At 60.9% G+C, this 21,531-nt stretch carries 22 protein-coding genes and 1 riboswitch; of the genes, 12 read left to right on the top strand and 10 right to left on the bottom strand.

Annotated features, from left to right (window positions below; translation table 11 throughout):
• Positions 1 to 6: 6 nt before the first annotated feature.
• On the top strand, positions 7 to 870 hold the full coding sequence (locus OKB77_RS20825) for a GGDEF domain-containing protein (protein WP_040069586.1): 864 nt from the start codon (positions 7 to 9) through the stop codon (positions 868 to 870).
• Positions 871 to 876: 6 nt separating this feature from the next.
• Here the strand turns inward: OKB77_RS20825 and OKB77_RS20820 are convergent, their stop codons facing one another.
• A complete protein-coding gene (locus OKB77_RS20820) occupies positions 877 to 1,731 on the bottom strand; it encodes a carboxylate/amino acid/amine transporter (RefSeq protein WP_139476792.1) in 855 nt (284 codons plus the stop codon).
• A gap of 39 nt (positions 1,732 to 1,770) precedes the next feature.
• On the opposite strand from OKB77_RS20820, the gene OKB77_RS20815 reads away from it, so the two are divergent.
• Entirely contained in the window at positions 1,771 to 2,232 is a 462-nt protein-coding gene (locus tag OKB77_RS20815; RefSeq protein ID WP_199428011.1) for a DUF6314 family protein, read from the top strand.
• Between the two features lie 124 nt (positions 2,233 to 2,356).
• Here OKB77_RS20815 and OKB77_RS20810 read toward each other — a convergent pair whose 3' ends face one another.
• Together OKB77_RS20810 and OKB77_RS20805 are read right to left on the bottom strand one after the other, a co-directional pair.
• Positions 2,357 to 2,518, bottom strand: coding sequence for a hypothetical protein (locus OKB77_RS20810; protein ID WP_005339236.1), 162 nt, complete (start codon positions 2,516 to 2,518; stop codon positions 2,357 to 2,359).
• Entirely contained in the window at positions 2,503 to 3,402 is a 900-nt protein-coding gene (locus OKB77_RS20805; protein WP_005357113.1) for a DMT family transporter, read from the bottom strand. The genes OKB77_RS20810 and OKB77_RS20805 overlap by 16 nt, the downstream gene beginning before the upstream one ends.
• Positions 3,403 to 3,493: 91 nt before the next feature.
• Here OKB77_RS20805 and OKB77_RS20800 point away from each other — a divergent pair, with 91 nt between their 5' ends.
• Positions 3,494 to 4,453 carry a LysR family transcriptional regulator gene (locus OKB77_RS20800; protein ID WP_265776498.1) on the top strand — a complete coding sequence of 320 codons (960 nt, stop codon included), beginning with the start codon at positions 3,494 to 3,496 and terminating at the stop codon, positions 4,451 to 4,453.
• On the opposite strand, the gene trpS is transcribed toward OKB77_RS20800, so the two are convergent.
• Positions 4,432 to 5,445, bottom strand: a complete 1,014-nt coding sequence (gene trpS / locus OKB77_RS20795) for a tryptophan--tRNA ligase (protein WP_265776499.1) — start codon at positions 5,443 to 5,445, stop codon at positions 4,432 to 4,434. The two genes, OKB77_RS20800 and trpS, sit on opposite strands and share 22 nt — an antisense overlap.
• A 191-nt stretch (positions 5,446 to 5,636) precedes the next feature.
• Positions 5,637 to 6,074 carry a universal stress protein gene (locus tag OKB77_RS20790; RefSeq protein ID WP_005339229.1) on the bottom strand — a complete coding sequence of 146 codons (438 nt, stop codon included), beginning with the start codon at positions 6,072 to 6,074 and terminating at the stop codon, positions 5,637 to 5,639.
• Between the two features lie 401 nt (positions 6,075 to 6,475).
• Here OKB77_RS20790 and fabV point away from each other — a divergent pair, with 401 nt between their 5' ends.
• The 6 genes from fabV (at position 6,476) to OKB77_RS20760 (ending at position 13,460) form a co-directional block, all read left to right on the top strand.
• The gene (gene fabV, locus OKB77_RS20785) at positions 6,476 to 7,663 is read left to right on the top strand and encodes an enoyl-ACP reductase FabV (RefSeq protein WP_265776500.1); all 1,188 of its coding nucleotides are present in this window, start codon (positions 6,476 to 6,478) and stop codon (positions 7,661 to 7,663) included.
• A gap of 92 nt (positions 7,664 to 7,755) precedes the next feature.
• Positions 7,756 to 8,280: a non-heme ferritin gene (gene ftnA / locus OKB77_RS20780; protein WP_005339225.1), complete on the top strand. Its 525-nt coding sequence runs from the start codon at positions 7,756 to 7,758 to the stop codon at positions 8,278 to 8,280.
• Between the two features lie 150 nt (positions 8,281 to 8,430).
• Positions 8,431 to 9,615 carry an NAD(P)/FAD-dependent oxidoreductase gene (locus OKB77_RS20775; protein ID WP_265776504.1) on the top strand — a complete coding sequence of 395 codons (1,185 nt, stop codon included), beginning with the start codon at positions 8,431 to 8,433 and terminating at the stop codon, positions 9,613 to 9,615.
• An 81-nt stretch (positions 9,616 to 9,696) separates the two neighbouring features.
• The gene (locus OKB77_RS20770) at positions 9,697 to 11,370 is read left to right on the top strand and encodes a sensor histidine kinase (RefSeq protein ID WP_005357096.1); all 1,674 of its coding nucleotides are present in this window, start codon (positions 9,697 to 9,699) and stop codon (positions 11,368 to 11,370) included.
• Positions 11,371 to 11,416: 46 nt separating this feature from the next.
• On the top strand, positions 11,417 to 12,160 hold the full coding sequence (locus tag OKB77_RS20765) for a LytR/AlgR family response regulator transcription factor (protein ID WP_265776501.1): 744 nt from the start codon (positions 11,417 to 11,419) through the stop codon (positions 12,158 to 12,160).
• Between the two features lie 109 nt (positions 12,161 to 12,269).
• Positions 12,270 to 13,460: an L-lactate MFS transporter gene (locus tag OKB77_RS20760; protein ID WP_040069602.1), complete on the top strand. Its 1,191-nt coding sequence runs from the start codon at positions 12,270 to 12,272 to the stop codon at positions 13,458 to 13,460.
• A gap of 73 nt (positions 13,461 to 13,533) precedes the next feature.
• Here the strand turns inward: OKB77_RS20760 and OKB77_RS20755 are convergent, their stop codons facing one another.
• The 4 genes from OKB77_RS20755 to OKB77_RS20740 form a co-directional block, all read right to left on the bottom strand.
• A complete protein-coding gene (locus tag OKB77_RS20755; RefSeq protein WP_265776502.1) occupies positions 13,534 to 14,658 on the bottom strand; it encodes a 5-(carboxyamino)imidazole ribonucleotide synthase in 1,125 nt (374 codons plus the stop codon).
• On the bottom strand, positions 14,655 to 15,164 hold the full coding sequence (gene purE, locus OKB77_RS20750; protein ID WP_236354456.1) for a 5-(carboxyamino)imidazole ribonucleotide mutase: 510 nt from the start codon (positions 15,162 to 15,164) through the stop codon (positions 14,655 to 14,657). Before purE ends, OKB77_RS20755 begins: the two co-directional genes overlap by 4 nt.
• A 63-nt stretch (positions 15,165 to 15,227) precedes the next feature.
• Positions 15,228 to 15,530, bottom strand: a complete 303-nt coding sequence (locus OKB77_RS20745; protein WP_005321666.1) for a P-II family nitrogen regulator — start codon at positions 15,528 to 15,530, stop codon at positions 15,228 to 15,230.
• A gap of 4 nt (positions 15,531 to 15,534) precedes the next feature.
• Positions 15,535 to 16,461 (bottom strand): sodium-dependent bicarbonate transport family permease, encoded by a 927-nt coding sequence (locus OKB77_RS20740; protein WP_005342109.1) that lies wholly within the window; start codon positions 16,459 to 16,461, stop codon positions 15,535 to 15,537.
• Between the two features lie 109 nt (positions 16,462 to 16,570).
• On the opposite strand from OKB77_RS20740, the gene OKB77_RS20735 reads away from it, so the two are divergent.
• From OKB77_RS20735 to murI, 3 genes are all read left to right on the top strand, one after another.
• Positions 16,571 to 17,473, top strand: a complete 903-nt coding sequence (locus tag OKB77_RS20735; protein ID WP_265776503.1) for a LysR family transcriptional regulator — start codon at positions 16,571 to 16,573, stop codon at positions 17,471 to 17,473.
• Positions 17,474 to 17,508: 35 nt separating this feature from the next.
• Positions 17,509 to 17,686: riboswitch (cobalamin riboswitch) on the top strand.
• 52 nt (positions 17,687 to 17,738) lie between these two features.
• Positions 17,739 to 19,604: a TonB-dependent receptor domain-containing protein gene (locus tag OKB77_RS20730; protein ID WP_199428018.1), complete on the top strand. Its 1,866-nt coding sequence runs from the start codon at positions 17,739 to 17,741 to the stop codon at positions 19,602 to 19,604.
• A gap of 108 nt (positions 19,605 to 19,712) precedes the next feature.
• Positions 19,713 to 20,516, top strand: a complete 804-nt coding sequence (gene murI, locus OKB77_RS20725; protein ID WP_199428019.1) for a glutamate racemase — start codon at positions 19,713 to 19,715, stop codon at positions 20,514 to 20,516.
• 7 nt (positions 20,517 to 20,523) lie between these two features.
• On the opposite strand, the gene OKB77_RS20720 is transcribed toward murI, so the two are convergent.
• Positions 20,524 to 21,015 carry an RNA recognition motif domain-containing protein gene (locus OKB77_RS20720; protein ID WP_150389998.1) on the bottom strand — a complete coding sequence of 164 codons (492 nt, stop codon included), beginning with the start codon at positions 21,013 to 21,015 and terminating at the stop codon, positions 20,524 to 20,526.
• Positions 21,016 to 21,531: the final 516 nt, after the last annotated feature.

Here is a 21,531-nt window from a genome sequence, read left to right as displayed (position 1 = left end):
CGCCCCATGGAAATGCTCAAGACACCTTTGGTCGATGTGACTGCCCGGCTTGATCCGGGTCTGCTGTCTGATGCCATGGCGCTGCTGGAGGCGGGGATCTGGAGCTGGTCAGCCCAACATGGACTGCAGCGTGATCCCTCCTGCCTGCGCCTGTTGGGATTGGGAGAGTGCTGGCCGGATGATCTCGGCTGGCTGGATCGGGTGCATCCCGACGATGTTGCCCGGCTGGAAGATGCCCTGCTCGCCTGCCAGAGCGGCCGCAGCAGCGGTCTGCGCCTCGAATACCGCATTCTGCATCATCACGGTCACTACATCCGGCTGGAAGAGCGGATGCGTCGCGATGAGCGGGGTTATCTGCTGGGGGTTGTCCGTCACCTCGATCCCGCTGCCGTGCTGGTGGAGGAGCGACATGGCACCGATCCGCTGACCGGTCTGGAGAGCCGTGGCCGTTTCGAGCAACTGCTGGAGGAGCGGCTGGCGACCGAGAGTGGCACTTTCAGTCTGCTGCAGTTTTCGGTCGATCACATGGCCAAAATCCAGCAATTGTTTGGCGAAGCGGCTTGCGACGCCATGCTGGCCAAGCTGGCGCGTATCGTGCGCCACGAGCTGCGGCGGGAAGATCCCTTCGCCCGCTGGGATGAAGACGGTTTTATCCTGATGCTCTCCCAGACCGAGCGGATGAGTGCGCTGGAGATCGCCGAGCGGCTGCGCCTCGAGATTGCCGATGCCAGCCTGTTGTCACAGCGGCCGGTCACCGTCAGCATCGGGCTGGTGCAGAGTCAGGCTGGCGAGCAGCTCGATCATCTGCTGGCCCGGCTGGCCAGCTGTCACAGTCAGGCCAGACGGGAGCACAACACCGTTGTCGGCTGAGTGAGGTCAGGGTTGGCTGCGCTTGTCACGCTGGCAGATCCAGAGCGAGGCCAGCATCAGCAGGCCGCCGATGGTCAGCCGGGTCAGGTCGGTATCCTTGCCCCAGAGCAGCAGATTGACCAGCAAGCCGGCCGGAATGAGCGCATTGTTCATGATGGCGAGCACCCCGCTGGTGACCAGCGTCGCCCCCTTGTTCCAGAGGAAGTAGCCGAGGCCGGAGGCACCCACCCCCAGCCAGAGCAGAATGCCCCACTGCAACCCTGATGTTGGGTATTGCGGCTTGCCCAGTAGCCACCAGGCGGGCAGTGCGATCACCAGCGCTCCCAGATAGAAGCAGCCGAACACCGCCAGTTGCGGCGGTTGCTCCGCCTCCCTTGCCAGCAGTACCTTGTAGCCCACTTGACCCAGCGCGAAACAGAGGTTGGCCCCCTGCACCACCAGAAATCCCAGCACATAACTTTCGGTCAGGCCGTCGAAGCGGATGACGGCAGCCCCGAGCACCGCCAGCAGGGCGCCCCACAGATAGGTGGGCTTGAAGCGCCCCTCCAGCAGATCGTGAAGCAGGGTGACGTAGATGGGGGTGAAGATGGTAAAGACCAGTACTTCCGGCACCGTCAGCAGCAGGAAGGAGTGGTAGTAGAAGAGATACATGATGCCGAGCTGGATGGCGCCCAGCGCCATCAGCTTGGCCGCCAGATCGGGGCGCAGCCAGCGGCGGCGCAGGAAGGGGAGAAACACCAGACTGGCGAGGGCGATGCGGGTCAGCACCGAGAAGTAGGCATCGACCTGACCAGCGAGGTAGACCCCGATCAGGCTGAAGGAGAATGACCAGAGCAGGGTGACCCCTATCAAGTAGTTCATGTGTTTGATTTATCATCAGTTGTCAATTTTAAGGGGGCTATGATGGCCGAGATGGAAGCGGCAATCCAGCGTTTATGGGGGCGATTGCCACAGGTCGGAGCATTTTCCTTTACCGCCAGCAATAGCGAGGGGTCGGCGACCGACTGGAATGGTCGCGGCGAGGGGCGTGTGCAGGTGACCGATCATCAGGGAGGCTGGCGGTTTAACGAGCAGGGCCGTTACATCACGCCTCATGGAAGGGAACTCGCCATGCACAACCGCTTCTGGTGGCAGCGCAGTGCGCGAGGGATCCGTCTCTCCCATCTGCGTTATCAAGCGCCGGTCGAGCTGTTCGAGCTGCTGCCGCAGGGGGATGGCCGCTGGCTGACCGCCGAGCCCCATCTGTGCGGGGCGGATCACTACAGTGCCGAGTTGACCGAGATAGACGGCGGTTTCTTGCTGAGCTGGCAGATCACCGGGCCGCGCAAGAACGAGCGACTCAGCTATCGCTATCTGATCTGACGCCGGCTGGCAGGTATAAAAAAACCGGCGCAGAGCGCCGGTAGCGGGGGACAAATCGGAGGTTTTTTAAAACAGTCCCAAAAACAGGAGAGATAGACTCTCGTCACACATTCAGAGATGGACTTCAGGCATTCAGGGCATAGCTCAGCATGGCTTGCAGCTTGCTATCGAAGAACCAGGGCAGCAGTACCATCAGCAGGCCCAGGATCCCGGCCAGCCGCTGGCGATACTGCCAGCCGGCAATCAGTACCAGACCACCGCACAGTGTGGTCAGGATGCCTGACATAGGGAGACCTCGCGCTGCATGCGACGCTGTTGCGCCCACTGGTTCATGGCGACCGAGCCGAGGATCAGGGCCAAGGCCACGCCGGTGGTGGGGTGGATCTGCTCGCCGAGGAACAGGGCACCCAGCATCACGCCGAACAGCGGCACCAGATAGTTGCTGAAGGAGGCGAACGTCGGGCCGGCCTTCTGGATCAGCGCCATGTAGAGGAAGTAGACCAGACCGGTACAGAGGGTACCCAGCACGGTGATCGCACTCAGGGCCTGGGTGCTCGGCAGGGTCAGGCTGCCGAGGTCAACCATGAAGGGGGCGACCAGCAGCAACTGGATTGCCGAGGAGATCAGGATATTGCGGGCGACCACGACCGGATGGTCCTTGGCGAAGCGCTTGATCATCAGCAGGCCGATGGCGAAGCAGCTGGCACCCAGCAGGATGGCCATGGCACCGAGCAGACCGGCGTTCATGCCCTGGGAGAGTTTCGGCCAGAACAGGGTGAGTACACCGGCAAAGCCGATGATCACGGAAAGCAGACCGGTTTTGGTGATTCTTTCACCAGAAATAAACAGCGGTGCAGCCAGAATGGTCACAAACGGGATACAACCCATGACCACGGCGGCGATGGCGCTATCCACATACTGTTGGCCCCAGGCGACCATGATGAAGGGGATGGTGGCATCCAGCAGGGCGATCAGCATATAGGTGCGCCACGGGGTGTGCTCACTCTTGAGCCGCATGAACAGGCAGAGCAGACCCAGGGTCAGGCTGCCGCACAGGGCACGACCGGCAGCCACCAGAATGGGGGGCAACTCGGCGACGGCCTGGTGCATGAAAATGAACTGGGAACCCCACAGCAGGCCAATGGCCAGCAATAACAGATAGCTACGCATTTGAATCTCCGATGTATTAAGCCAGCGCATTCTAGGCAATCTGTTACTATGGTAAAAATGAATTGTTGGCATTTAACTATGGCTAATATCGATGGATAGCTCGCTCGCCCGTCTCGACCTCAATCTGCTCGCCGTATTCGACATGCTGATGCAGGAGCGCAACGTCACCCGTGCCGCCGAAAGGCTGCATCTCTCCCAATCCACCATCAGTCACGCCTTGGGGCGGCTGCGGGTGGCGCTGGATGACCCGCTGTTCGTGATGAGTCGGCGCGAGATGATGCCGACCGAGCGGGCCAAGGCGCTGGCCGGGCCGGTTCGCCAGGCGCTGGCGATGCTGGAGCAGGGATTGCGGCAGGCCAAAGGGTTTGATCCCGCCACCGCGCGGCGGATTTTCCGTATCGCTACCCCGGGCTCGGTGGAGCATGGGCTGGTGCCGGTGCTGGTGGACAGACTCCATCGGCAGGCCCCTCACTGTCGGCTTGAGGTGTGCGAGCTGGCCGACAGCAACTACGAGCGGGAGCTGGAGAAGGGTGAGCTGGATCTGGTGATCGGCTTCGCCGGGGCGAATCACCTCTCACCGCGCTTGTGGCGGGAGGAGTGGTTCAACAACCCGCTGGTCTGCCTGTCGCCCCTTGGCAGCGAATTGCCCGATGTGCTGACTCCGGTTGAGCTGGTGAGCCGTCCCCACATCCACACCTCCAGCTGGGGTCACAGTCAGGCGATGGTGGAGCTCTGGCTGGCTCGCTTCGGGGTGGAGCGGGAGCTGGGCGTGCGGTTGCCGAGCTTTATGGCGGTGCCGCCGCTGATGGCGACCGGCCGCTATCTGGTGGTGGTGCCCGAGATGATCGGACGCCACTTCTGCCGCTACTACCCGCTGAGGATGCATCAACTCGACCCCGCCATCCCCATCGTCTACCTGATGGCGGGGCACCCGCTGACCGCCCATGACGAGGCGATCGGCTGGTTCAAGAGCCTGCTGCACCAGCTGGTGTTCGACCTCTACGGCGACGATGCGCTCGGGACTCCCGCTCAGCGGATGCTGGCGAAGTAGTCGAGCCCCATGGCGCTTTTCACCTCCGCCAATACCTCATCTGTGATGATGCGAGCCTGCTCGGTGCCCTGATAGAGCAGCTCCAGCAGCATCTTCTTGTCGGCAATGGCCGCGGCACGGCGCTCCCGCATCGGGGCGAGCAGGGTTTGCAGGCAGTCATTGAGCACCAGTTTGCAGCGCAGGTCCCCCAGTCCGCCGCGCCGGTAGTGGGCCTTCATCTCGGCGACCAGCGCCTTGTCGGGGTGGAAGGCATCAAGGTAGGCGAACACCGTATTTCCCTCCACCTGACCCGGATCGTTCACCTTGAGGTGGTTGGGGTCGGTATACATGGCGAACACCGCCTGTTTGACCTCTTCCACCGACATGCCGAGCTCTATGGTGTTGCCGAGGGATTTGGACATCTTGGCCTTGCCGTCGATGCCGGGCAGGCGGCCGGTGTCGCTCAGGATCGGTTGGCATTCGGTCAGCACCTCTTTGCCTACCAGCGAGTTGAAGCGGCGGACGATCTCGTTGGTCTGCTCCAGCATTGGCAGCTGATCTTCCCCGACCGGCACATGGCTGGCGCGAAAGGCGGTGATGTCGGCGGCCTGACTCACCGGATAGACCAGAAAACCGGCCGGCAGCGTGCGTTCAAACCCTTTTTGCTGGATCTCCGCCTTGACGGTGGGGTTGCGCTCCAGCCGCGCGACGCTGACCAGATTGAGGTAGTAGCAGGTGAGCTCGGTGAGGGCGGGCAGGGCGCTCTGCAGGCAGAAGGTAGTCTTGGCCGGGTCGAGGCCGACCGCCAGATAGTCAGCCATCACCTCCAGCACGTTGTCTGTCACCTTGGCCGGGTTGTGGCCGTTGTCGGTCAGCGCCTGCAGATCGGCGATCATCACGAATTGACGGTAGTGGTGCTGGGCTTCGACGCGCTGGCGCAGGGAACCGACATAGTGGCCGATGTGCAGTTTGCCGGTGGGACGATCGCCAGTCAGGATTACGGGGTTGTGCATGTCACTCTCTCCAGTTGGGTGAGCCGGGAGGCGACAAAGGGATAAAAACAATGACCGCCTCTCGGCGGTCACGGTGTTTTCTTTGGGAAATCTTGAATAGAAACGCGGTGCCGCCTGTTTAGGAGCAGCACCACCAGTAGTTGTGATTGAATGCGGTCATGTTCATAGCAAATCAAACTACGCCGGTTTCATTACTTCTGCAAGGGGACGACCAGCAGATCGCAGGGCACCGTATTCATCAGCTGACGGGCGCTGGAGGTGAGCAGGCTCCAGAAGCTCTGGCGATGGCCGCACACCAGCAGGTCGATCTCGTACTCCTTGACCGCCTGATTGACCCGCTCGCTCAGATCGCCGCAGATCACCAGCTTCTTCTCGATGGGATAGTCCACCGAGGCCAGAAATGCCTCCAGCTTCTCTTTCGCTTCGGCGATCACCTGATCCTGCACGTTGTCGATGTCGATATCGATCATCTCGGTGTAGAGATCCTTGAGGTCCACATCGACATGGATAACCGACAGCTTGGCGCCGTTGGAGCGGGCTCTGTCCACCGCCTTGTCGATCACCTTGCGGTTGTCTTCAGAGAGGTCGATCGCGGCCAGAATATGCTTGTAATAGGTTGTTCCACTCATGGGGGTTCTCCTTACCGATCCTTCAGCCCACTATACCAATCTCTGCTGAAACTAAAATGGTGCCTCAGGCACAGTTTTGGGATTTAAATGAGTTTAATGACGTGTGACACAGGGTCAGCCACTCAGTTATTAACCACTGTTTGCCTATAAATTAAACAAGAGTTTGACGCCGGTCACACCCCTCGGCTTGCCGATCAGGGGGGAGAGGCATAGGATGGGCCCGTGCTTCGCAATGAACACAAAACAACAAAAAGCATCTGAATACCGCTTTGGGGAGCCACGTGCTCCCTTTTGTTTTTCTGCCTCAATTCCCGCGGCTTTTCTGACTGATAGCGATCCGGCATCAAGTTAATCTCCTTCGATTTGGTTATGCTGTAGCCAGTTTCTTTGGAGGCCTTCCCATGATCATTCATCCCCAGATTCAAGGTTGTGTTGCCCGCAACTGTCATCCCATCGGCTGTCGCGCCGCAGTGCAGCAGCAGATCGAACGTATCAAGGCCGCTGGCCCGTTCAACGGCCCCAAGCGGGTGCTGGTGCTGGGTGCCTCCTCCGGGTTTGGACTGGCATCGCGCATTGCACTCGCCTTTGGTGCCGGTGCCGACACCATCGGTATCTCCTTCGAGCGCGGCCCTTCCGACAAAGGATTGGGCAGCGCCGGTTGGTACAACAACATCTGGTTTCGCAAGGAGGCGGAGCAGGAGGGGCGTATCGCCATCAACCTGATCGGTGATGCCTTCTCCGACGAGATACGCCAGCAGGCCATCGATACCATCCGCCAGCAGCTGGGGCAGGTGGATCTGGTGATCTATTCGCTCGCGAGCGGCATCCGGGTGCTGCCCGATGGCACGCAAGTGCGCTCCGTGCTCAAGACTACCGGCCAGCCGTTCAGCGGCTGGGGGCTGGATCTGGAGCGCGATACGCTGGTGCAGCAGTCGCTGGCGCCCGCCACGCCGGAGGAGATCCGCGATACCGTCACCGTGATGGGCGGCGAGGATTGGCAGCTCTGGATGCAGGCGTTGCAGCAGGCCGGTTGTCTGGCCCCCGGTGCGCAAACCGTGGCCTACTCCTACATCGGCCCCGAATCCACCTATCCCCTCTATCGGGATGGCACCATCGGTTATGCCAAGGAGCATCTGCACGCCACCGCCGAGACCATCAACCTGCAACTGGCCGAAATTGGCGGCCACGCCTGGGTATCGGTCTGCAAGGCGCTGGTGACCAAGGCGAGCGCCTATATTCCGGTATTGCCGGTCTATCTCGGCTTGCTGATGGGGGTGATGAAGGAGCGCGGTGTGCACGAAGGCTGCATCGAGCAGATGCAGCGACTGTTTGCCGCCAAGATGTACGGGCCCAATGGGGTGGTGGCTGATGGCAACCGGCTGATCCGGATGGATGACCATGAACTCGCCCCGGCCATTCAGGCTGCCGTTTCGGCGCTCTGGCCCAAGGTGACGCCGGAGAATTTTCACGGGCTGGGGGACTTTGCCGGGCTGCGGCAGGACTTCATGCAGCTCAACGGCTTCGAGCTGCCGGGTGTCGATTATGCTGCGCCGGTGGATGTCGCCTCCCTTAGGGAGCTGACCCCCTGAGCTGAAAGAAACGGGATCTCCCTCTCGTTGGCGGGTTGATTCGCGGCGGGAGTGTGGCGACAATCGATACCAAATCACTGAGGAGAAACAAGATGCTGGCCCAAGCCATGATCGAGAAGTTGAACGAGCAGATTAACCTGGAGTTCTACTCCTCCAATCTCTATCTGCAGATGAGCGCCTGGTGCGAAGACAAGGGCTTTGAAGGGGCGGCGACCTTCCTGCGTCAGCACGCGGTCGAGGAGCGCCAGCACATGGAGCGTCTGTTCACCTATGTGAGCGAGACCGGCGCCATGCCAAAACTGGGTGCCATCGATGCCCCTCCCCACGAGTTCAAGTCGCTGGGCGACGTGTTCCGTACCACCCTGGAGCACGAGTACCACATCACCAAGTGCATCAATGGTCTGGCCCACGTAGCCTTCACCACTCAGGACTACTCCACCTTCAACTTCCTGCAGTGGTATGTGGCCGAGCAGCATGAAGAGGAGAAGCTGTTCAAGAGCATCGTCGACCGTCTGGGTCTGGTGGGTGAAGATGGCAAAGGCCTCTACTTCATCGACAAGGAGCTGGCCGAACTGGCCAAGGGCGCCCCTGCCAGCATCATGGACAGCAACGCCTGATAGTCGTGGACACTTAGTGTTCAGCCAGTACAATAACGGCCCTTTTAAGGGCCGTTGTTTATTCTGGTGGGCAGCCACTATGGTTGTGTTCCGCCAGAGACAATCACGGTTCTGGCAAAGTGCCGTTTCTATTTTGATAAGTGAGTGATGATGAAGCAGGTCGATGTGGTGGTGATCGGGGCCGGTGCGGCCGGATTGATGTGTGCGGCGCAGGCGGGCTACCGTGGCCGCTCCGTGCTGGTGCTCGACAACGCCAAGAAGCCGGGCCGCAAGATCCTCATCAGTGGCGGTGGCCGCTGCAACTTCACCAACCACCAGGCGGGCGCTCACGCCTACCTGTCGGAGAATCCCCACTTCAGCAAGTCGGCGCTGGCCCGCTACACCCAGCAGGACTTCATCGATCTGGTGGATCGCCACGGGGTCAACTATCACGAGCGCACCTTGGGGCAGCTGTTCTGTCTCGAGAGCGCCAAGGATATCGTCGATGTGCTGCTCACCGAGTGTGACTGGGCCGGGGTGACCCTGCAGTTCCAGACCGAGATCCTCACCGTCAGCAAACAGGATGAGGGTTTCGTGCTGGCCACCAGCAAGGGTGAGATCGGCTGCCACTCGCTGGTGGTGGCGACCGGCGGTCTCTCCATGCCCAAGCTGGGGGCGACCCCCTATGGCTTCAAGCTGGCGGAGCAGTTCGGCCTCAAGGTGCTGCCGACCCGCGCCGGTCTGGTGCCCTTTACCCTCCATCAGGCGGAGAAAGAGGCGTTTGCCGATCTGGCGGGTATCAGCCTGCCGGTAGCGGTGACCGCCGAGGATGGCACTTGCTTCAAGGAGGCGATGCTGTTTACCCATCGCGGCCTCTCCGGCCCCGTCATCCTGCAGATTTCCTCCTACTGGCATGCGGGTGAGAAGATCCATATCAACCTGCTGCCGGAGCTGGATATTCCGGCTGCCCTGCGTGAATGGGCGCAGGCGCACCCGGCGCAGGAGCTGAAAACCGTGCTGGGGCGCGAGCTGCCCAAGCGCTTCGTCGACAAGCTGGTGGAGCTGGGTCAGCTGGTCAGCAAGCCGATGCGCCAATACAACGAGCGGGAGCTGGAAGCGGTGGCCAACTTGCTGGGTGACTGGCAGATCCTGCCCAACGGCACCGAGGGGTATCGCACCGCCGAAGTGACCCTGGGTGGCGTCGATACCAACGAGCTCTCCTCCAAGACCATGGAAGCGCGCAAGGTGCCCGGCCTCTACTTCATCGGCGAGGTGGTGGACGTGACCGGCTGGCTCGGTGGCTACAACTTCCAGTGGGCCTGGTCCTCCGGCTGGGTGGCCGGTCAGTACTGTTGATGTCACAGGGGCTGGTTTATCCGGCCCCGATTTATTGGTCGGGGTTATGGTGATCGGTCGGGTTGCCGCAAGGGGGCGCAGATGCTTGAGAATCAGATGATGTTGTTGGCGGTGTTCGAACGGGCGGCGCTGATGCTGATGACCCTCTTCTTCCTGACCCGCACCCGGCCGTTCCAGCGGCTGTTCCAGAAGCGGGATCACACCCCGGCCGAGCTGGTGCTGGTGGCCTCCATCTTCGGCCTGTTTGCGGTGTTCAGCACCTACACCGGCATTCCGGTGGAGGGGGCGCTGATCAACGTGCGGATCATTGCCATCATCTCCGGTGGCATCCTGTTCGGCCCCTGGGTCGGCATTCCGGCCGGGGTCATCTCCGGCCTGCACCGCTATCTCATCGACATGGATGGTCACACCTCCATCCCTTGCCTGATTGCCAGCATCATCGCCGGTCTGCTCGCCACCTGGTTGCACCTGCGCTGCCGCAAGTCGCGGCTCTGGCTCTACGGCATTCTGGCGGGGATGCTGTGCGAAGGGCTGACCATGCTGCTGATCTGGCTGCTGACCGAGCCCCACGAAGTCGGGGTGGAGATCGTTAACCACATCGCCTATCCGATGATCGCCGGGGCGCTCTGCATCGGCCTCATCATCAAGCTGGTGCAGGATCTGGATGACGAGAAGGAGCTGATTGCCGCCAAGCAGGCCAAGCTGGCGCTCGATATCGCCAACAAGACGCTGCCCTTCTTCCAGAACATCGATCGCCACTCCCTCAGTCAGGTGTGCGATGTGATCCGGCGGGACATCAGCGCCGATGCGGTGGCCATCACAGATACCCATGACGTGCTGGCCTATGTCGGGGTGGGCAAGGACTATTACGAGCTGGACGAGCACCACGCCATCAGCGGCATGACCCAGCAGGCGGTGCTGCTCGACCAGATCATCATCAACAACGATCTGCGCCAGTATCACCTCTCCGATTTCCACTCGGTCATCATTATTCCGCTGCGGGAAAACGGCTCGGTGAGCGGCACCCTCAAGATCTACTATCGCCGCACCCACAGCATCACCAGCTCCCTGCGGGAGATGGCGGTGGGCCTCTCTCAACTCATCTCCACCCAGATGGAGGTGTCGCGCATCGAGCAACTCAAGGAGATGACCCGCAAGGCGGAGTTCACCGCGCTGCAGAGCAAGATCAACCCGCACTTCCTGTTCAATGCCCTCAACGCCATCTCGTCGCTGATCCGCATTCGGCCCCAGCAGGCGCGCCAGCTGATCGCCAATCTGGCGGACTACCTGCGCTACAACCTCAACAAGGGGGATGAACTGATCGACATTCAGGAGGAGCTGCAGCAGGTGCGCGACTACGTGGCCATCGAGCAGGCCCGCTTTGGCGACAAGCTGGAGGTGGTGTTCGAGGTGGACGATGTGCACATTCAGGTGCCGAGCCTGCTGTTGCAGCCGCTGGTGGAAAACGCCATCCTGCACGGCATCCAGCCCCGCAGCGCGCCGGGTCGGGTTACCATCGAGGTGAAACAGCTGGCGGGGGGCATCCGGGTCGCGGTGCGGGATACCGGTTATGGCATTAGTCAGGCGGTGATCGACGGGGTGGCCGCCGGTCGGGTGGAGAGCCGTAGCATCGGTCTGATGAACGTGCATCAGCGGGTCAAGCTGCTCTATGGCGACGGCCTGCACCTCAAGCGGCTGGAGCCGGGTACCGAAGTGAGTTTCTATCTGCCGGATCAGGAGTCGATGCCATGCTGAGTGCCATCATGGTTGAGGATAAGTGTGTGCCGCGAGAGGTGTTGTCATGCTGAAAGCGATCATAGTGGAAGACGAGTATCTGGCTCGCGAGGAGTTGATCTATCTGGTGAATCAGCACAGCCAGATCGAGATAGTGGCGAGCTTCGAGGATGGGCTGGAGGCGTTCAAATACCTGCAGGATCACGAGGTGGATGTGGTGTTTCTGGATATCCAGATCCCCTCCATCGATGGCCTGCTACTGGCCAAGAACCTGCACAAGTCGAGCCATCCGCCCCACATCGTCTTCGTCACCGCCTACAAGGAGTTTGCGGTGGAGGCGTTCGAGCTGGAGGCGTTCGATTACATCCTCAAACCCTACAACGAGCCCCGCATCATCAATCTGCTGCAAAAGCTCGAGCATGCTGGCAAGTCGCAGCCAGCCTCCACGGGGGAGGCGAGCGGCGAGGGGAGCAGCTCCCACAATCGCACCGTCAATCTGGTGAAGGGGGAGCGCATCATCGTCACCCCCTGCGAGCAGATCTACTACGCGGAAGCTGACGAGAAGCTCACCTATGTCTACACCCGCGATGATCGTTACGTGATGACCATGACCATCAGCGAGTTTGTCAGCCGGCTGCCTGCCGAAGGGTTCTTCCGCTGTCACCGCTCCTACTGCGTCAACATCAACAAGATCCGCGAAATAGTCCCCTGGTTTAACAGCACCTATCTCATCCGGCTCCATGATCTGCCGTTCGAGGTGCCGGTCAGTCGCAGCAACATCAAGGCGTTCCGTCAGCTGATGCGGCTCTGATTGTCATTCATTCCCGCCGATCTGCATTTCATGCCTTAATCGATCGGCGCGAGCTGCGTCTTGCCTATAGTGGCCTCAATTTCCTTAAGGCCATCGACCGAGACGCATCATGACCAAAGAGATGAATCGCACCCGGTACCTGACACTGATCGGTACCATTATCACCCAGTTCGCACTGGGTTCCGTCTACACCTGGAGCCTGTTCAACGCCCAGCTCTCCGACAAGCTGGACGAGCCGGTGAGTCAGGTCGCTTTCGCCTTCGGCCTGCTCAGCCTGTCGCTGGCAGTCGCCTCCTCCATGGCGGGCAAGCTGCAGGAGCGGTTCGGGGTGCGTAACGTGACCCTGGGGGCTGGCGTGCTGCTCGGTATCGGCTTCTTCCTCACCGCCCATGCCAGCAATCTGGCGATGCTCTACCTCTGCGCGGGTATTCTGGTCGGTTTTGCCGACGGTACCGGCTACCTGATGACCCTCTCCAACTGCGTGAAGTGGTTCCCGGAGCGCAAGGGGCTGATCTCCGCCTGTTCCATCGGTGCCTATGGTCTCGGCAGTCTCGGTTTCAAATATATCAACCTGCTGCTGCTCTCCAGCTCCGGCCTTGAGACCACCTTCCAGCTGTGGGGGCTGATCGCCATGTCCATGGTGCTGGTGGGCGGCATGCTGATGAAGGATGCGCCCAAGCAGGCTGCTTCCGTGCAGCAGAGCGAGAGTCGTGACTTCACTCTGGCCGAGGCGATGCGCAAGCCGCAGTACTGGATGCTGGCGCTGATGTTCCTCACCGCCTGCATGAGCGGCCTCTACGTCATCGGCGTGGCCAAGGATATCGGCGAGAAGATGGTGGGTCTGCCTGCTGTCGTCGCCGCCAATGCCGTCGCCATCATCGCCATGGCCAACCTGGGTGGCCGTCTGGTGCTGGGTATCCTCTCCGACAAGATGTCCCGCATCCGGGTTATCACCATTGCCCAGCTGATTACCCTGGCGGGCATGGCGCTGCTGCTGTTCGTGCCGCTCAATGCCAACCTGTTCTTTGTGGCGGTCGCCTGTGTGGCATTCAGCTTCGGTGGCACCATCACCGTCTACCCCTCACTGGTGAGCGACTTCTTCGGTCTTAACAACCTGACCAAGAACTACGGCGTCATCTATCTGGGCTTTGGTCTGGGCAGCATCATCGGCTCCATCGTGGCCTCCCTGTTTGGCGGCTTTATGGCGACCTTCCACCTGATCCTGGTATTGCTGGTGGTGGCGCTGGTGCTCTCCCTCACCATTCGCCTGCCGGCACCGGTAGCGGTCGAGCGGGCCTGACAAGCCTCCCTGCCACCGCAAGCAAAAACAGAGACCCGGGCCATGCCCGGGTCTTTGCATTTCCGATGCTCGATCAGCGCGGCGGCAACCCCAGCAGCTGGCGGGCCTGACGGCAGCGCTCCTCCACCGTTGGCCAGTCGTCACCGGTTACCGTGATATGGCCCATCTTGCGGCCGGGGCGGGGTTCGCCCTTGCCGTAGAGGTGCAGATGCAGGCCGGGCAGCGCCAGCAGGGAAGCCCAGTCGGGCGTGCCGTTCTGCCAGAGATCCCCCAGCAGGTTGATTAACAGGGCGGGGCGCACGGCGATCTGCTCCGGCAGCGGCAGATCGCACAGGGCGCGCACCTGCAACTCGAACTGGCTGCATGCAGCGTTGTCGAGGCTGGGGTGACCCGAGTTGTGGGGGCGGGGCGCCAGCTCGTTGACCAGCAGTCGCCCCTCCACCAGAAAGAACTCCACCGTCAGTACCCCCACGTAATCGAGGGCGGCAATCAGTCGCTCAGCGATCCCTTTGGCTTCGCTCTCTAGCACCGGCACATTAGCCGGGGAGCGAGTCTGATCGAGGATGCCGCCGCTGTGCCAGTTCTGTACCAGCGGCAGGGCACTGATGGCGCCGCTCGGACTGCGGGCCAGGGTCAGGGCAAACTCCTCCTCCAGTGCCAGCCGTTTTTCCAGCACGCAGGGCACGCCACTGGCTGCCAGCGCGCTCGCCAGCTCATCCAGATCGCTCACCTGCCACTGTCCCTTGCCGTCGTACCCTTCGCGGGCCGTCTTGAGAATGGCGGGTAAGAGTTCGCTGGCCTGTGCGGGGATAGGCTCTTCCGGCAGTAGCGCAAGATAGGGGGCGACCGTGATGTCAGCTCCGCGCAGAAAGGCTTTCTCCTCGCGGCGATCCTGACAGATGCGCACCGCGCTGGCGCCCGGGCGTACCGGCTTTTGTTTTTCGAGCAGTGCCAGGGTGGCGGCGGGCACGTTCTCGAACTCGCAGGTAATGGCATCGCAGCGGCTGGCCAGCTCGTGCAGGGCGGTCGGGTCGTCATAGGGGGCGACAATATGGTGATCGGCGGCGGCACCGGCGATGCTGGCGGGGTCGGGATCAAGCACCACCACCTTATAGCCGAGCCGATGGGCGGCCATCACGAAGTAGCGGCCAAGCTGGCCGCCACCGAGCATGCCGAGGGTGGCGGGGGGCAGGATCATGTCGGCTCCTCCAGTTGCAGCGCCAGCACCCGATCTCGCTCGTGGGTGCGAAAGTCGTCGAGCTGCTGCCGGTAGCGGGGGGCGTCGTCATCCCAGGTGACCGAGAGCAGGGAGACCGCAAACAGTGCTGCGTTGGCGGCCCCCGCCTCGCCGATGGCGAAGGTGGCGACCGGCACTCCTTTGGGCATCTGCACGATGGAGAGCAGGGAGTCCATCCCCTTGAGATGGCGGGAGGGGATGGGCACCCCCAGCACCGGCAGCGTGGTCTTGGCGGCGACCATACCCGGCAGGTGAGCGGCGCCACCGGCTCCGGCGATGATGGCGCGCAGGCCGCGCTCGCGGGCAGTGGCGGCATACTCGAACAGCAGATCCGGGGTGCGATGGGCCGATACCACCTGCGCCTCGTAGGGCACGCCGTGCTCCTTGAGGATGCGGGCGGCAGCCTGCAGCACTGGCCAGTCGGAGTCGGAGCCCATTACCAGGCCGATCAGGGGAGGGGTGTTCATTTTCTCTGAATCCTTGTTGTTAAACGTTTGCTTTTGGTGGACAAAAAGAGCCGGCAAGCCGGCTCAGAATTTCTCGGGTCGCACGATTTCGACCGGTTGCAGAAAGGCGATCATGGCGTAATCGGGGTAGTAGCGACTCTGCAGGTGGGCCAGCAGCCGTTCCGCCTGCTCCCGGCTGCAGATCGCCTCCAGCCGGATGTTGCCGCTCTCGCTCCAGCTGGCGTTGCGCTCGCCATGATCCCCCCTGCCGCGGGCATCCGTGATGGTGTAGCCGCGCAGCCCCTCGCGGGTGAGGGTGCGCAGCAGGGTCGGCTCCAGATTGGCTTCCGTGATGACGGTCAGCAGGGTGCGGGTCTCGGTCTGCATGTGGCTACTCCGTGAAGTGGCGGGCCCAGCTGTGGTAGAGCGGGATCCCCAGCATGATGTTGAACGGGAAGGTGACCCCCAGCACGGCGCTGAGAGAGAGCCCCGGGTTGGCCTGGGGCACGGCGATGCGCATGGTGGCCGGCACGGCAATATAGGAGGCGCTGGCCGCCAGGGTGGCCAGCAGGGTCAGGCCGCCGAGGGAGAGCCCCATCAGCTGGCCAGCAGCCAATCCCAGTCCCGCTGAGGCGAGCGGCATCAACAGGGCGAAGCCGAGCAGGAACAGGCCGTGGCGGCGCAGATCCTGACACTGGCGGGCGACGATGAGGCCCATCTCCAGCAAGAACAGCGCCAGCGCCCCCTTGAACAGGTCGACAAACAGCGGTTTGAGCGGGGCAATCCCGTCCGGCCCGGCCAGATAGCCGATGGCCATGCCGCCGAGCAGCAGAGTTACCCCTTTGCCGAGGAAGGTCTCGTGGGCCAGCATGCGCCAGCGGGTCTCGCGACTGATGCCGCGGGCCAGCACTATGCCCACCAGAATGGCGGGGATCTCCATCACCGCGAGAAAGATGGATAGCTGGGATTCAAAGCTGATGCCCCGCTCGGTGAGCCAGTTCACCCCGACCGCAAAGGTGGCGACGCTGACCGAACCATAGTGGGCGGCGGTGGCGGCGGCATCGACCCGGTTCATCTTGAGGCGCAGCACGGCAAAGCCGAGCAGGGTCTGCACCACGCCGAGCAGGATCACCAGCGCCAGTTGTGGCAGCAGAGGCTGCAGGGATTGCTGGGCCAGACCGACGCCGCCCTTGAGGCCGATGGCCAGCAGCAAAAAGAGGGAGAGGGTGTCGTAGAGGGCAGGAGGCAGTTTGAGCTCGGAGCGCACCAGACCGGCCAGCAGGCCAAACAGAAAGAAGAGAACAACAACGTCCAGCATGATGGTTCGCAGGGCAGTTCAGATAATGGTTGCATGCTAGAGCCCGCAATGTTTCGATAAAATCAGATTCTCGCTGATGGTTGTTCGGTAAAAACTGATAGGGAACGGCATGCTCAACTACAAACAGCTCTACTACTTCTGGCATGTGGCGCGCTGCGGCAGCGTGACGCAGGCCGCCGAACAGCTGCACTTAACGCCGCAGACCATCAGCGGTCAGGTCGCCGAGCTGGAGCAGTCGCTCGGGGTGGCGCTGTTCAACCGGGTGGGGCGGCGTCTGGTGCTGACCGCTGCCGGACGGCAGGCGCAGGAGCAGGCGGGGGCGATTTTCTCGCTCGGCGCCGAGCTGGAGCACACCCTGCGCCACGCCAGTCAAGAGTTGACAATGCAGGTGGGGATCGCCGATTCGGTACCCCGTACTCTGGCGTTCGAGCTGCTGGCCCCCGCCATGGCGCTGGCGACGCCGCTGCGGCTGGTGTGTCACGAGGAGCGAGCCGAGCAGCTGTTCAGCGAACTGGCCCGTCACAAGCTGGATATGGTGCTGATCGATCGCCCGCTCCCTCCCGACAGCGGCGTGCGCGGCTACAACCACGAACTGGGGCGAACCCCGCTGGCGCTGTTTGCCAGCCCCGAGTTGGCGGCGCGGGCGCGGGATGGCTTTCCCGCCTCGCTGGAGGGGTTGCCGCTGCTGATCCCCGGAGAGAAATCGGCTACCCACGATCGGCTGCTGGCCTGGTATCGCCAGCAGGGCACTCATCCCCATCTGGTGGGGCAGTTTGATGACTCCACTCTGATGAAGTCGTTCGGCAAGGCGGGGATGGGGATCTTCCCGGCGCCGCTGGCGATGGCTGACGAAATTGGTCGCCTCTACGGAGTGGAGCGGATTGCGACCCTCACCGACGTTACCCTCTCTTATTATCTGGTCTCGGCAGGGCGCCATCTCTCCCATCCAGGGGTACAGGCGGTGATGGAGGGGGCACAGCAGCGGCTGGCAGCGCTGGCTGACAAGAAATAGAAATCTGGATGGCTATACATCCAGCTTGGCTCTGCCTATAATCCTCCCGCTTTGGCGCATCATGCTTAATAGGGAATCCGGTGAAAATCCGGAGCTGGCGCGCAGCGGTAAGGGGGAACGAAGCGACATCAGGGCACTGCCATCAGGCGGGAAGCCGTCGCCGTAGGCTATCAGCCCCCGAGCCCGAAGACCTGCCAGAGTTCGTATTTCGGGCCGAGAGAAACCGGCCACGAAGTAGATACTTACGCGAACTTAAGGATCTCTCATGTCGAAGAAATTTCTGGCGGCTGCCCTGTTGCCGACGGCGGCGTTTGCCCAGCAGCTGACCATTCCCGTCAATCCCACCATGGTGGTGACCGCTACCCGTGTCGCCCAACCTGCCTCCAGCGTACTGGCCCCGGTCAATGTGGTGACCCGGGACGAGATCGATCGTCTGCAAGCCCGGACCGTGACCGATGTGGTCAAGACCCTGCCCGGCGTGGAAGTTGTCAGCAATGGTGGCCGAGGCCAGCTCAGCTCGCTGCGGGTGCGTGGTGGCACCTCTTCCCAGACGCTGGTGCTGGTGGATGGGGTGCGCAGTGCCTCCCTGACCGCCGGGATGACCGAACTGAACAATCTGCCACTCAATCAGGTCGAGCGGATCGAGTATATCCGCGGCCCGCGCGCCACCATCTACGGCTCCGACGCCATCGGTGGGGTGATCAACATCATTACCCGTCCCGACAAGGGGACAAATCAGCACAAGTTCAATATCGGTGCTGGTTCCCATCAACAGCGTCAGGCCGCTTTCAGTAGTGCCAGCCAGGTAGGTGAGGCGGGTCAGCTCAAGGTGGCTGGCGGTTTTGATGATGAAGAGGGTTACAACGTACACCCCTTGCCCGGCATCAACGATGGTGACCGTCACGGGCATCAGGGCTACAACGCCATGCTGGACTACCAGCAGGCGCTCGGCAGCAATTGGGATCTGTTCGGTACAACCCGCTGGTTCCGCAATGTCGCCCAGTACGACCGCTCTTCTGCGGCTTCCGCCTGGGGGCCTGCCACCCATCAGCGCAACGAGACCTGGACTGAAAACCAGAGCTATCAGCTGGGGTCACGCTATCACGATGATCGCTATCTGAGTGAGTTGCGTGGCGCCTTCTCCAAACAGGATGCCTACGACTATCAGGACAACAGTGGCCGCGATCAGGCCAATACCCGGACCTACACCCGCCAGTACAGCCTGAACTGGGTCAACAGCTTGAAATTGAACGAGAGCTGGACGCTGGGAGGCGGGGCCGATTGGCAGAGTGATCGACTGGATGATCGCTCCCGCTCCTCCGGCTCCACGTATCCGGTCGACGCCAAAGAGCGCGACAACACCGGCCTCTATGCCCTGGCCCAGTTTGACAACCAGATATGGCAGGGTGAGCTGAGCGGCCGTAGCGATGACAACGAACAGTATGGCCGCCACAATACCTGGCAGACCGGCGCTGGCTGGCGCTTTGCGGAGGATTACCGCCTGAGTGCCCGTTACGGTACCGGTTTCCGCGCCCCGACCTTTAACGATCTCTACTATCCGGGTTCTGGCAATCCCAACCTGAAGCCGGAAGAGTCGAAGAGCAGCGAGCTGATGCTTGACGGTCAAACTGCGGGTGTCGAGTGGCGTATGACCGGTTATCGCAATGATTTCGAGCAGATGATCCAGTGGGCCCCTAATGGTAATGGTGGGTCATCACCACAAAACGTTGGTAAGGCTCGCATTGAAGGGGTCGAGCTGGAAGGGGAGTTTGATACCGGCTGGTTGAGTCATCGGGTCTCTGCCGAGTACAAGGATCCCAAAGACAAGGTGACCGATAAACAGTTGCAGCTGATCTCCCGCAAAGGGGCCAAGTGGATTACGCAGGCGCAGTGGCAGCAGTTTGACGGCTCGTTGAGCTGGATCTATCAGGGGGAGCGCTATGGCAATGTGGCCAATACCACCGAACTAGGTGGTTACAGCCTCTGGAATCTGGCCGTTGGCTACAAGGTGACGCCGGCACTCAAGGTATCGGGCAAGATCAACAACCTGCTGGATAAGGAGTATCAGACGGCGGTGGGTTACCCTGCCGATGAGCGCGCTTACTACGTGACAATGGATTACTCACTCTAAGCCGGACCCGGCCAAGCGGAAAAATCAGGGGCCCTGCCATTGGCAGGGCCTTTTCTATTGGCTGCAGGCGGGAGTATGATCGCCGCCTTGCACCAAAGGGGAGCTCAAGTGGCCAATATTCTCGTGTTCGACTCCGGTATGGGTGGCCTGACCATCTACCGCGAGATCCGCCGCGTTCTGCCGGCACACAACTATTTCTACTGCTTCGACAATGCCAACTTCCCCTATGGTGAATTGAGCGAGCCCGCCCTGATTGCTGCCTGCACCCGATTGGTTACCACCATGGTGGCCCGTCATCAGATCGATCTGGTGGTGATTGCCTGCAACACGGCCAGCACCATAGCGCTGCCGGCCCTGCGCGAGGCGCTGGATATTCCCGTGGTGGGGGTGGTGCCAGCCATCAAGCCCGCCGCCGCGCAGACTCGCAACGGTTGTATTGGTCTGCTTGCTACGCCGGGAACCGTCAGCCGCGACTATACCCACGAACTGATCGCCCAGTTTGCTCCCGGCAAGCGGGTGCTGCTCAAGGGCACCACCGAGCTGGTCATAGAAGCCGAACACAAGCTGGCGGGCCTACCGGTCAATATGGCGCTACTGCGCGAGGTATTGGCCGATTGGCTGGAAGGGGAAGAGAAGCCGGATACGCTGGTGCTTGGTTGCACTCACTTCCCGCTACTCAATGAAGAGATTGGGCAACTGATGCCGCAATGTCAGCTTATTGACTCGGGCAGTGCCGTTGCCAAACGGGTGGCCTGGTTGCTGAACAATGGCGGGCATGCCATCGTGCAGCCTGTACATATAGAAGAGGTAATTGCCAGGGCTTACTGTACCCGGCTGGATGGGGAGGCTCAAAAACTGACAGCCCCCTTGCAAGCATGGGGGCTGTCATCACTGGAAGAGGTGAAGTACTGACGAGCGGTTAGGCGTCAGTTTCGCTACCTTCTCTTTCCTCTTTATCACGTTTGTCATTCGCTTCACGCACCTTGAGGGTGCGCTGCTGATACTCTCTGTCATTCAAAGCGGCAATCGCCTTGGCGGCATCGGCGGCGGGCATCTCCACGAAACCGAAACCTCTGCGCTTGCCGGTTGCCTTGTCCTTCATCAACCGTACGGAAATGACCTGGCCCTGTTCGGCAAACAATTCGCGCACTGCAATCTCATTGGCGCGATAGGGCAGGTTGCCTACATATAAGGTGCAAGTCTCCTGATTGGCGATCGACTCGGCAACATTAGCCGGGGTTCGCTTCAGGAACAGCGGTACCACGAAACCGCCGATGGCCAGACCTGCTGCAAAAATCACTTCCGCTTTCAAAGAGAACTGCAGGGCCTGGGCAACCAGGTAGCCAACCACTGCCAATACCAGAGCAAGGATTGCGGCCTGCATATATACGGGAAACTTGGATAAATTCATCTTAAAAGACCTTTTGTAAATGAAAGCAAAAAAGGTGCAACACTATATTCACCTCCATGGTAACCAGCTTTCCTGATTGGCGCTACCATGGACCACTCGGGAGAGGTTATCGGCTCCAGTATGGCATTCCCAAGGTCACTGAAGGCGACATAAATGACGCTAAAATGGGAGTGAAATAACCGGATTGTGGATAACATTGTATATATACACTGAATAAGCTGTTTCTAATTGAATAATTTGAAATTTTCGTGATTTTCTTCAAAAAAAGTCTTGTCATCGCAGCGCGGCTCCCTATAATGCGCCCCTACCAGCACGGCGGAACACGCCAAACTGATGAGCCAGCTTCCTAGCGAAGTGGGCGCCGAAAGAAAAGCGAAAACAATCGCTTGACTTTCGAAGTGAGAAGCGTAATATGCGCCTCCTCAGCGCGACAAGCGTGACGCTCTTTAACAATTTGAATCAAGCAATCTGTGTGGGCACTCACAGCATCGAACATCAAAAACAATTTTTGATTTT

This window comes from Aeromonas sp. Y318-3 (assembly GCF_027706185.1).
GTDB lineage: Bacteria > Pseudomonadota > Gammaproteobacteria > Enterobacterales > Aeromonadaceae > Aeromonas > Aeromonas veronii.
The sequence above is the reverse complement of the archived record's forward strand: the minus strand, read 5'-3'. Positions and strand labels throughout refer to the sequence as shown.

Excerpts from the sequence above, each read along its gene's own strand:
- OKB77_RS20790 (WP_005339229.1), bottom strand. The coding sequence starts at position 6,074 with ATGAGTGGAACAACCTATTACAAGCATATTCTGGCCGCGATCGACCTC.
- OKB77_RS20820 (WP_139476792.1), bottom strand. The coding sequence starts at position 1,731 with ATGAACTACTTGATAGGGGTCACCCTGCTCTGGTCATTCTCCTTCAGC.
- OKB77_RS20765 (WP_265776501.1), top strand. The coding sequence starts at position 11,417 with ATGCTGAAAGCGATCATAGTGGAAGACGAGTATCTGGCTCGCGAGGAG.
- OKB77_RS20735 (WP_265776503.1), top strand. The coding sequence starts at position 16,571 with ATGCTCAACTACAAACAGCTCTACTACTTCTGGCATGTGGCGCGCTGC.
- OKB77_RS20810 (WP_005339236.1), bottom strand. The coding sequence starts at position 2,518 with ATGTCAGGCATCCTGACCACACTGTGCGGTGGTCTGGTACTGATTGCC.
- OKB77_RS20800 (WP_265776498.1), top strand. The coding sequence starts at position 3,494 with ATGGATAGCTCGCTCGCCCGTCTCGACCTCAATCTGCTCGCCGTATTC.
- ftnA (WP_005339225.1), top strand. The coding sequence starts at position 7,756 with ATGCTGGCCCAAGCCATGATCGAGAAGTTGAACGAGCAGATTAACCTG.
- OKB77_RS20745 (WP_005321666.1), bottom strand. The coding sequence starts at position 15,530 with ATGCAGACCGAGACCCGCACCCTGCTGACCGTCATCACGGAAGCCAAT.
- fabV (WP_265776500.1), top strand. The coding sequence starts at position 6,476 with ATGATCATTCATCCCCAGATTCAAGGTTGTGTTGCCCGCAACTGTCAT.
- OKB77_RS20760 (WP_040069602.1), top strand. The coding sequence starts at position 12,270 with ATGACCAAAGAGATGAATCGCACCCGGTACCTGACACTGATCGGTACC.
- OKB77_RS20730 (WP_199428018.1), top strand. The coding sequence starts at position 17,739 with ATGTCGAAGAAATTTCTGGCGGCTGCCCTGTTGCCGACGGCGGCGTTT.
- trpS (WP_265776499.1), bottom strand. The coding sequence starts at position 5,445 with ATGCACAACCCCGTAATCCTGACTGGCGATCGTCCCACCGGCAAACTG.
- OKB77_RS20805 (WP_005357113.1), bottom strand. The coding sequence starts at position 3,402 with ATGCGTAGCTATCTGTTATTGCTGGCCATTGGCCTGCTGTGGGGTTCC.
- OKB77_RS20770 (WP_005357096.1), top strand. The coding sequence starts at position 9,697 with ATGCTTGAGAATCAGATGATGTTGTTGGCGGTGTTCGAACGGGCGGCG.
- OKB77_RS20740 (WP_005342109.1), bottom strand. The coding sequence starts at position 16,461 with ATGCTGGACGTTGTTGTTCTCTTCTTTCTGTTTGGCCTGCTGGCCGGT.
- OKB77_RS20825 (WP_040069586.1), top strand. The coding sequence starts at position 7 with ATGGAAATGCTCAAGACACCTTTGGTCGATGTGACTGCCCGGCTTGAT.
- OKB77_RS20720 (WP_150389998.1), bottom strand. The coding sequence starts at position 21,015 with ATGAATTTATCCAAGTTTCCCGTATATATGCAGGCCGCAATCCTTGCT.
- OKB77_RS20755 (WP_265776502.1), bottom strand. The coding sequence starts at position 14,658 with ATGATCCTGCCCCCCGCCACCCTCGGCATGCTCGGTGGCGGCCAGCTT.
- OKB77_RS20815 (WP_199428011.1), top strand. The coding sequence starts at position 1,771 with ATGATGGCCGAGATGGAAGCGGCAATCCAGCGTTTATGGGGGCGATTG.
- OKB77_RS20775 (WP_265776504.1), top strand. The coding sequence starts at position 8,431 with ATGAAGCAGGTCGATGTGGTGGTGATCGGGGCCGGTGCGGCCGGATTG.
- purE (WP_236354456.1), bottom strand. The coding sequence starts at position 15,164 with ATGAACACCCCTCCCCTGATCGGCCTGGTAATGGGCTCCGACTCCGAC.